Raw genomic sequence first — 9,450 nt, forward strand, 5'->3', positions numbered from 1 at the left:
TACATAGAGATGAAAAATAATGCGGCAAAGGGGCTGTCCCTTTGCCGCATTCGGTTACTTTCGGCAGCCCTCTTTCCAAGCCTCGGCCGCAACCTTCCAGCGAAAACGCAAGTCGCGCTCGCGGTCGATAAACATGATGGCAAACGCGACAAACAGCAGCACGCTCGCCACGACGATGGCGTGCAGGCCCATGCGCTCAATACACCAGTTGCCCAACACAGCGCCAAACACAAAGGTAAAGATCACGCCAAAGTACAGCAGGCCGTTTTCCAAAAAGCCACGCTTATGGGTAATGATGTAGTCGTCCACGTTTTGCAAGGCATTACGGAGGTTGCCGATACACATGGTCGTGGCGATGCCGTGACCGTGAATCTTGCGGAAGCTCTCGACCTGCATACCGCAGGCAAACGAGGTGAGGCAGTTGGCGAGCAGGTTGAAATCGCCACCGGGAATAAAACTCACGCCCAGCAAGATGACGGCTTCAAAGAACACCGTCACCTGACGCCAGTGGATCACGCTGCCAAACCGCTCGTGTACCAGGTCGGCAAGCATAATGCCCACAGCAAACGAAACCACAGGGAAGAAGTAACGCCCCGCAAGTGCCCAATTGCCCTCCGAGATGCTCACGCCAACGAGTAGGATGTTGCCTGTCTGCGCGTTGGCGAAAACATGATCGCGCCCAATGTACGAATACACGTCCATAAAGCCACCGGCGAGCGCCAGAATGATGCCCAGCTCGATGGACTCCGATATCTGCTTGGCACGCTGCATCGTCGTGCGGCCTCCTTGTTGACGACCCTCTCGTGCGTTGGCGGAGACATGGCCGCCGTTCATACTGTAACCCATTGACAACATGGCGTGCGCGCGAGACGGGCTCCCCAACGCGCAGATACACAGTCTGGAAACAAACGGCGGGCGCGGCGCCACACCCGCATCGACACGCCGATCCGCCAGCCCATGTACTCCACCAGTCTTTTTAGCCCCGTCCCAAAAAGACTGGTTACAATTACGTGCAGCATACAAACACCGGGAGGGATCGTGGCAAATAAGCCTCAGCACGCTCAGAACAACCAGCGCAGTCAGCAGGGCAAACAGGGCCAGCAGCAAAAGCGCGGCAGCAAGGCGCAGGGTGGGCACACCACTCATGCTCCAGCAGCGCCCTCACGCCCCTGGCGACCGGGCCGCGACAAGTTCCTCCCCGTCAGCCGCGCCGACATGGATGCGCGTGGCTGGGACCAGTGCGACTTCGTCTATATCTGCGGCGACGCCTATGTGGATCACCCCAGCTTTGGCATGGCCATCATCAGCCGCGTGCTCGATGCGCATGGCTACAAGGTGGGTATCATCTGCCAGCCCGACTGGACCGACCCCGCCAGCATCACGGTGCTCGGCGAGCCGCGCCTGGGCTTTCTCGTCAGCGCCGGCAACATGGACTCCATGGTCAACCACTATTCGGTGACCAAGCACCGCCGCCACACCGACGCCTATACCCCCGGCGGCGAGGAGGGGCGCCGTCCCAATCGTGCCGTCACGGTCTACGGCAACCTCATCCGTCAGACGTTTAAGGATACCCCCATCATCATCGGCGGCATCGAGGCAAGCCTGCGCCGCCTGGCCCACTACGACTACTGGCAGGACAAGCTCAAGCGCTCGGTACTGCTCGACTCGGGCGCCGACATCCTCATCTACGGCATGGGCGAGCACGCGATCGTCGAGATCGCCGACGCGCTCGATGCCGGGCTGCCCGTCGACCAGATTTCTTATATCAACGGCACCGTCTACCGCACCAACTCGCTCGACGAGGTCTACGACTACGACCTGCTGCCCAGCTGGGACGACCTTGCCGCCGACAAGCTCAACTACGCACGCAGCTTTAACGTGCAGCAGCAGAACATGGACCCCATCACCGGTCATCGCCTGGTAGAGCCCTACCCCAACAGCGTCTATGTGGTGCAAAACCCGCCGTCGGCGACGCTCACCACAGACGAGATGGACGAGGTGGCCGAGCTCCCCTACGCACGCGATTGGCATCCCGACTACGACGCAGCGGGCGGCGTGCCGGCCTTTGCCGAGATCAAGTTTTCCATTAGTTCCAACCGCGGCTGTTTTGGCGAGTGCTCGTTTTGCGCCCTCACCTTCCACCAGGGCCGCGTGTTGCAGATGCGCAGCCACGACTCGATCATGCGCGAGGCCGAGCTGCTCACGCGCGATCCCGAGTTTAAGGGCTATATCAACGACGTGGGCGGACCGACGGCAAACTTTAGCCGTCCCGCCTGCGACAAGCAGATCAAGCACGGCGTGTGCAAGAACAAGCGCTGCCTATGGCCGAGCGTGTGCAAGAACATGGTGGTCGACGAAAGCGGCTACACGCAGCTGTTGCGCGATCTGCGCCAGTTGCCGGGCGTCAAAAAGGTCTTCGTCCGCAGCGGCATCCGCTTTGACTACACCATGGCCGACGCCTCGGACGAGTTTTTGCGCGAGCTGTTGGAGCACCATGTCTCGGGCCAGCTACGCGTGGCACCCGAGCACGTGAGCGATGCGGTGCTCTCCGTAATGGGCAAACCGAGCCGCGCCGTCTACGATGCGTTCTGTCGTAAATTTGAACGCTTGAACCGCGAATACGGACTCAAGCAGTACGTGGTGCCGTATCTGATCTCGAGCCACCCCGGCTCGACGATGAAGGAAGCTGTGGACCTTGCCGAGGCCGTGCGCGACATGGGCTACATGCCCGAGCAGGTGCAGGACTTCTACCCCACCCCGTCCACCATGTCGACCTGCATGTACTACACCGGCGTGGACCCACGCACCATGCAGCCGATCTACGTGGCACGCGACCCGCACGAGAAGGCCATGCAGCGTGCGCTCATCCAATACCGCAAGCCCGAGAACTACAAGCTCGTACGCGAGGCACTGGAAAAGGCCGGCCGCCGCGATCTGATTGGCTACACCAAGCATTGCCTGATTCGCCCCGTGCCCCCGCGCCCGGGCGAGACGTCTGCTGGCGGGGGGCATGGCACCGGCAAGAAGGGCGGCAAGGCCCACGGTGGCGTTGGCGGCGCTGGCAAGGGACCCAAAGGCAGCAAGGGTCACGGCGGCATGTCGCGTGCGCAGAACACCGCAGGCCGCAACCGTGCAGCCCAGGGGCGCCAGGGCGCTAACGGAGGCGGACGCCGCAATTAGGGCAGCGATGCGCTCGCTGCGTCCATCCCACACGCTTGGCGCAGCGAGCGCATTGCCTCAACGAGGATGACGCCGGCGATAGCGACCGTGATTGCCACGTCGAGCGGCGTGTTCACAAACCACAACAGGCCCATGAGGTACGACCCGGCGTTAAAGGCAAAATGCAGCAGAATCGTATAGCGAAGCTTTCCGGTCGTAACGAGCACCCAGCCAAAGATGAGGCCGGCGGCGCCCGCGTAGCAACCCTGCACCCAATTCATGTGCATAAAACCGAAGATCGCCGCCTGCAGCACAATCGCCGCGGCGATGCCCCAGGTACTCGGGGCCGCCCAGGGCACTATGGCGCTGTCTTGCGCGTTCGCGCGACGCCGGCGCTTCCAAAGTGGGCGGCACTGCGGATTAAACGCTCGGAGCGAAAACTCAAAAATAATGCCGCGTACCAGCAGCTCTTCGCAAAATGGGGCGCCGAGCACCGTAGTCAGTACGGCGAGATAGCTGGTGTCGCCCATGCCCGTCTCCTCGACAAGCTCGCTGTAGTCGGCCGCAGCATCGGGCAACAGCGACAGCACGGCATCGGTCACGTAGCCAACGACCACCTGCAGGGCCAGGCCAATCACGATAACGCAGGCGATGCGCTTCCATGCCCCACGCGCTCCCCCGCCGAGCGGATGCTCGCTTTGCCGGCGTGCCATAAATGAACGCGGCCAAAGATAACGCCACCACAGCAGCGCCATCAAAAACGATGCCGTCTGCGCGACGGCCTGAAGCAATTGAATGTCGAGGTCATCGATCGAAAAACCCATGAACACCGATGCGACGCCAAGGGCGGAGAACAAAACGACGCTCAGGGCAATATCGGCAGCGACGACGCCAAAACAGGCAAGCGCCCAAATCATCGCATTGAGCATGCCAACCTCCTCAAAACCCGGCACTTAGGGACGTTCCTTAACTGCCGGCAGAAAAGGAACGTCCCCAAGTGCCGGCAGTTTGGGACAGTCATTCTTGATGAGAATCGGGCGCAGTGCCAAAAGCCCCGTTGGGCGAGATGTCGAACGGGAAGGTGCCGCAGCGATTGAACGCAGCGATAAACATGCGGATGGCGTTGGACGGCGTGGTACCCACGAGCTGGGTTGCCGCCGCGAAGGCTGCCTTCTCCTCGGGCAAGACCTTCGCGACTACAGGGGTCATGTGTTCTGCCATGGCGCTTCCTTTTTGAAACGACGGTAGTGCGGATAGATGCGGGCCACGCGGCTGGGCGACGGGCTGTGAAGGCAACCCGATTGGCCCGCATCCGGAGTTTGTTTCTGCGGCGTTGGTATTACTTGGTATTCCTAAGTATTACCCCGCAGATAGAATACCACATCTGCTCCACTCCAAAGGTAGATTTCTACCAAGTTGGTGCATATGAACCTGTCGCCCTTCTCACCAAACGGCAATGCCCCGTCCACGCAAATACGCGAACGGGGCATTGTTCAAATTGTGCCGTCAGTGACTCTTTTGCGCCAGCGGCCTTCTAGCTCTAGCTAAGCTCGGGCCAGTAACCCTTGTTAGCCTCGATCATGTCGTCGAGGACTTCCTTGGCAACCTTCATCGAAGGCACGGTCTTGTTGAGCGTAAAGGCCTTGAGCGCCTTCTCGTACGAACCCTCGATCGTGGCCTCGACCACGAGCTTCTCGGAGTTCAGCTGCTGCATCATAAGACCCTGCTGGAACAGCGGAATGTTGTCGCGGCTGATGACCTCGGGGCCGTTCTTGCCAATGTAGGCAGGCAGCTCGACCATAGCGTCGTAGGGCATGTTGGGGATAGCGCCCTTGTTCTCGCAAATGACCAGGAAGCGCTGCTTGGTGTCGTTCTTCAGAGCGATGGCCAGGTCGGCAATCCAGTCGCCGTGGCTGCCCGCATAGAACGTGCTCTCGTCGATCTCGCCCGTCTTCTCGTAATGGTCGATGCCGTCAAAGAGGTTCTTCTCGCGCGTCTCCTCAACCTCGTTTGCACGAGTGCGCTCGGGGTTGGAATGCTCGACGAACTCCTTCTGCTGCAGGTAGTAGTTCAGGTACGTGTTGGGCAGGTACTCCGGGAAGCACTCCATGATCTCGTACTCGCCCTTCCAGACGTAGTACCAGCTGCCCTTGGTGTGGCGGTTCTGCTCGGGGTGCTCGTCGGTGGCTTCCTCGGGCTTCTTGGACATCAGCGAGCTCATGCCCTTGAGGTACGAATCGGGCAGCAGGATCTCATGCTCCTTGATGTACTCGCGCAGCTGCGGGAGCACCTCCTCGCCCTTGTGGCGAATCGAGGTGAACCAACCAAAGTGGTTGAGGCCAAAGTAATCGTACTCGACATCCTTCTTGTCGATATCGAGTGCGGCGCAAACCACGTCGATGATCGCGATCGGCATGTCGCAGATGTTGATGATGCGAGCGTTGGGACGCAGCACGCGGCAGCCCTCGGAGACGATGGCAGCGGGGTTGGAGTAGTTGAGAATCCAGTAGTCCTTCTTGGCGTACTTCTCAACGTCATCGATCAGCTCGACCATGGGGAAGATGGTGCGCATGCCGTAGGCAAGGCCGCCGCAGCCGCAGGTCTCCTGACCAACGCAGCCGTGACGCAGCGGAATCTTCTCGTCCTGCTCGCGCATGGCATAGCCGCCCACGCGCATCTGGGCAAACACGAAGCTCGCGTCGGTAAAAGCCGTCTCCTTGTCGGTGGTCACCGTGAGCTTGATGTCCAGGCCAAGGTCCTCGTGCAAAATCCAGTCCACGAGCACGCCGATCTTGCGCTGGCGCTCCTCGTTGATGTCGTACAGACGAATCTCGTCAACGTCGAGCTCGTCCTTGCGCAGGGCGATGGACTTGACGATGCCGGGGGTAAAGGTGGATCCGCCACCACACAGAGTAATGATCATTGTTTACTGCTCCTTCTCAATTGCGTTTTCGACCTTGTCGCGCATCTCGGCAACCTTCATGCCAAAGATGATCTGGATATTGTTGCCGTTGCGGTTGATGCCGCTGTTGGGCACGTGGTTGATGAGGCTCTCATCGATGAGGTCCGGGTTCTTAACGTTCACGCGGAGACGCGTAAAGCAGTTCTCGAGCTCCTCGATGTTGTCCTTGCCGCCAAGACCTGCGACCAGGTCGGCAATGCCCGCATCGACGCCCTCTGCGGGAGCCGCGGCAACAGCGCCCTGCTTCACCGCGACAGACGCGGCGGCCTCGCCCTCGGCAACGGACTCGGCGAGCTCGGACTCCTCCTCGCGACCAGGCGTGTGGAGGTTGAGCTTCTTAATGAGGAAGGTAAAGAGGAAGAAGTACAGAGCGGCGTTGACGACTCCGAGCACGAGCATCATCGGCCAGTTGGTCTTATCGACACCGAGGACCAGGTTGGAAACCACGATGTTGATGATGCCGCCTGCAGTCGAAGCGGGCACGGAGAGGACCTTGAGCAGGACCAGGAAGATGCCGGAAAGAACCGAGTGAACGACAAAGAGCACGGGAGCGGCAAAGACAAAGAGGAAGTCCATGGGCTCGGTGACACAGGAGAGCACAGCGGTGATGATCAGCGGGATGATAACGGCCTTGGTCTTATCCTTGTTCCCCTTGTAAGCGGTGAAGATAAAGGCGAGACCGATACCGATGTAGGGCCACAGGTTGTTGAAGGTGTAGCTGTTGAAGTAGGTGCTATCGGAGAAGGGCTGGCCCGTCATTGCCATCTCGGCGACACGGATGGGATAGGCGCCGGCGATAACCTGATCACCCAGCGTAAGGGTGCCGCCCACATCGGAGAACTGGAACGGGGTGTAGATGAGGTGGTGCAGACCGGTGGGAACGAGCAGCTTGTTGAGCATGCCGTAGATAAACAGACCAATGTTGCCCGACTCCTTAATGATGCCGGCAACGGAGGAGATGGCACCCTGAACCGGAGGCCAAACGATGCAGAAGCCAGCGCCCATGATCCAGGAGATGATGATCATGATCAGGAACGGAAAGCGAACGCCCGAGAACATCGAAAGGGCAATGGGGAACTGCTTATTCGAGTACTTGTTGAACACGGCACCGGTGATGCAACCAAGAATGATGCCGCCAAACACGCCGGTATCGAGCACCTGAATGCCCATAACGGTGCTCTGGCCGGTTCCGGTAAGGCCGAGCATGCCGCTCGCTTCGGCAAGAGAGCCAGTGGCGTTGAGCACGATGTTATTGGCCTGCAGGAACAGGAAGAACGACATCAGGGCGATCAGCGAAGCATGGCCCTTGTTCTTCTTTGCCATGGCGCCGGCGATGCCCACGCAGAACAGAATCGAGAGGTTGTTGATGATAAACATCAGCGACTGATAGACAACGGCGCCCACAAGCTGGAACGGACCGGAGCCCAGCACGGGAATCACGGCGCAGATGGTCTTGTTGGTCAGAATGATGCCCACGATGAGCAGAATGCCGGCAACCGAGAGATACATCATCGGCTGAACGATCGACTTCGCGAACACCTCCAACGGCGCTTTGAAATTGAACTTCTTTTTTGCGGTCATAGCGGTACTCCCCTTCCTTTTCCGCAAATTAAGACAGATGTGCCCTGGACAAGGCCATAAGCCCTGCCTTATATCAATCGATGTGTGGGCACGTTATGCCTAGAGACCAGGTTCTCCAAGCAGGTTAACAATGTGATATGCGAGATAACTCTTCTCGGCATCGGTAACGACAACGTTATAGGCAGACGACAAGTGGGCGGCTATGGCGTCCGCGCACGAGAACGCGCACGGATACTTAGTTTCATCGATTCGGAACAGCGCATCGTCATTGATCTGCCCGGCCGCGGGGTCAAGCGCCCGCTGTGCGAAAAACTGCAGGTGGCGGACGAAACGCTCATAGGGCAACGAGGTGTCGTCGAGGGTCGCAGCGTAACGATCGGAAACAATCGCGAGTACGTCGCGAACAAGCTGGACCGAGATGATGAGACGGTCGGAGCGTTGCGGCATGGTGGCGTTGACGATATGCAGCGTAATAAAACCCTGCTCTTCTTCGCTCATCTGGATGCCCATATACTCCTTGACAATCTGCAGCGCACGGCCCGCAAGCGCATACTCCTTGCGATAGAACTGTTGGATCTCGAGCAGCAACGGATTCTCACAGGGGACGCCCTTGCGCTCGCGCTCCAAAGCAAGGCCGATATGGTCTGCGAGAGCAATGAGGATCTTGTCGTTGATATCAACATTGAGCTCTCGACGGAGCATCTGAACAATGTCCTCGGCAATCACGAGGTTGACGGTGGGAATGGACTCCAAAAGATGTGCCAAGCGGTCAATCGTACGCGAATCCTGAGAAGTGCCCTCCTGCAGCGCATAGGTCTTTTCGACCGATGTTTCATCGATAGCGTCGCCGGCATGACGGCCAAAGCAGAGGCCTCGACCGATGACAATGAGCTCGGAGCCATCGTCCGAAGTGACCATTGCGACGTTATTGTTAAAAACTCGCTTGATAACCACGGTACCCACCACAAGAATTTACTCGGAAAGCCAGACGACAGGCTCTTTAACAGCAACAGGGCCGGAAGCATGCTCACGAAGAGTCGAGTTCTCCGAGCGCTCGCACACGATAACGAAGACCGTAGGATCGAAGCCGGCGGCGCGAACCACGTCGAAATCGACCTCGACGAGGGGCTGGCCCGCGTCGACATGGTCACCCTGGGCAACAAGCGCATGGAAGCCCTTGCCCTCAAGCTTAACAGTATCGATTCCGATATGCAGCATCACCTGAGCAGAGCTGTCGTCGGGCATGATGCCCAGCGCGTGCTCAGTCGGGAACAGCGCCGCGATGGTACCGGAGACAGGAGCGCACACCGTTCCCTCTTGGGGAACCACGGCAACGCCATCGCCCACTGCACGGCTGCTAAAAGCGGGGTCCTTGGTATTTTCTAGATGAACAAGCTCGCCGGAAACAGGGGCGAGGATTTCGAACTCGGAAGCCGCAGTCGTCTGCTTATCCGAGCCACCCATCAGGCGAGAAAAGAAACCCATGGTGGCATGTCCCTTCATAAATATAGCCCAACCAAAATCAAGCGAATGCGTCCATAGAGACACATCCGTTCAAAGACTTTGGTTAGGCCCACGTCCGAGGGACTCGGTAACCTTCCGCATTTCTTTTTACGGGAGCTATTGTAGACAAGCCCAAAGCCAGAATAGTCATTATGACCGGTGAGCGGTATTTTTTCTTCGATAAACGGTATTTAGGCAGCACTTGGGGACGTTCCTTTTAATATGAGCAGGACATTGTCAAGAGG

Annotated in this window: 8 protein-coding genes; 1 reads left to right on the forward strand and 7 read right to left on the reverse strand. The window is 58.7% G+C overall.

The annotated features are described in order from the left end of the window. Positions 1–54: 54 nt before the first annotated feature. Positions 55–771, reverse strand: coding sequence for a YoaK family protein (locus tag DXD48_RS06705; RefSeq protein ID WP_089572184.1), 717 nt, complete (start codon positions 769–771; stop codon positions 55–57). Positions 772–1,038: 267 nt separating this feature from the next. Between DXD48_RS06705 and DXD48_RS06710 the strand changes: the two genes are divergently transcribed. Continuing rightward, positions 1,039–3,180, forward strand: coding sequence for a YgiQ family radical SAM protein (locus DXD48_RS06710; RefSeq protein ID WP_233502363.1), 2,142 nt, complete (start codon positions 1,039–1,041; stop codon positions 3,178–3,180). Here the strand turns inward: DXD48_RS06710 and DXD48_RS06715 are convergent. The 6 genes from DXD48_RS06715 to DXD48_RS06740 form a co-directional block, all read right to left on the reverse strand. Beyond that, on the reverse strand, positions 3,177–4,088 hold the full coding sequence (locus DXD48_RS06715; RefSeq protein ID WP_118449910.1) for a CPBP family intramembrane glutamic endopeptidase: 912 nt from the start codon (positions 4,086–4,088) through the stop codon (positions 3,177–3,179). The genes DXD48_RS06710 and DXD48_RS06715 overlap by 4 nt on opposite strands. 88 nt (positions 4,089–4,176) lie before the next feature. Further along, positions 4,177–4,380 (reverse strand): hypothetical protein, encoded by a 204-nt coding sequence (locus DXD48_RS06720; protein ID WP_089572188.1) that lies wholly within the window; start codon positions 4,378–4,380, stop codon positions 4,177–4,179. A gap of 319 nt (positions 4,381–4,699) precedes the next feature. Continuing rightward, positions 4,700–6,082, reverse strand: a complete 1,383-nt coding sequence (locus DXD48_RS06725; RefSeq protein WP_089572190.1) for a 6-phospho-alpha-glucosidase — start codon at positions 6,080–6,082, stop codon at positions 4,700–4,702. A gap of 3 nt (positions 6,083–6,085) precedes the next feature. Next, on the reverse strand, positions 6,086–7,702 hold the full coding sequence (locus tag DXD48_RS06730) for a PTS transporter subunit EIIC (RefSeq protein ID WP_089572192.1): 1,617 nt from the start codon (positions 7,700–7,702) through the stop codon (positions 6,086–6,088). A gap of 99 nt (positions 7,703–7,801) precedes the next feature. After that, on the reverse strand, positions 7,802–8,656 hold the full coding sequence (locus DXD48_RS06735; RefSeq protein ID WP_233502374.1) for a PRD domain-containing protein: 855 nt from the start codon (positions 8,654–8,656) through the stop codon (positions 7,802–7,804). Positions 8,657–8,674: 18 nt separating this feature from the next. Further along, positions 8,675–9,187 (reverse strand): PTS glucose transporter subunit IIA, encoded by a 513-nt coding sequence (locus DXD48_RS06740; protein ID WP_158548948.1) that lies wholly within the window; start codon positions 9,185–9,187, stop codon positions 8,675–8,677. Positions 9,188–9,450: the final 263 nt, after the last annotated feature.

Origin of the sequence: Collinsella sp. TM05-37, from assembly GCF_003436455.1 — a bacterium.
Classification (GTDB): domain Bacteria; phylum Actinomycetota; class Coriobacteriia; order Coriobacteriales; family Coriobacteriaceae; genus Collinsella.